1 protein-coding gene is annotated in these 327 nt (G+C 59.9%); it reads left to right on the top strand.

What is annotated here, in order from left to right; all coding sequences use genetic code 11:
- On the top strand, positions 1–327 hold a 327-nt coding region (locus EN851_RS34925; protein WP_189587352.1), incomplete at both ends, for a porin.

Here is a 327-nt window from a genome sequence, read left to right as displayed (position 1 = left end):
AATAATGTCTTCTACGTGGGCACGATCGACAGCTATGTTCCGCATGTCGTCGGCGGTGTGAAGTACACGCAGGGCTGGGGTTCCATCAGCGGCGTCGTTGGTTACGACAGCAACTACGAATCCTGGGCTGGCAAGGCTCGCTTGGACGTCACCGTCAACGACGCAATCTCGGCGTTCGTGATGGCCGGCTACGGAAGCGACTCCGACGTTACCGATCCGAACACCGGCCACAGCTTCTTCAAGCTTTGGGACGGCAGCTGGGCGGTCTGGGGCGGCGCCAGCTACAAGTTCAACGAGAAGGCCTCGTTCAACGTGCAGGCGTCGAGA

Source organism: Mesorhizobium sp. M8A.F.Ca.ET.208.01.1.1 (genome assembly GCF_004791315.1).
In the GTDB taxonomy this organism is placed as follows: domain Bacteria; phylum Pseudomonadota; class Alphaproteobacteria; order Rhizobiales; family Rhizobiaceae; genus Mesorhizobium.
Note: the sequence above shows the minus strand (reverse complement) of the source record. Positions and strands in the feature narration are given on the sequence as shown.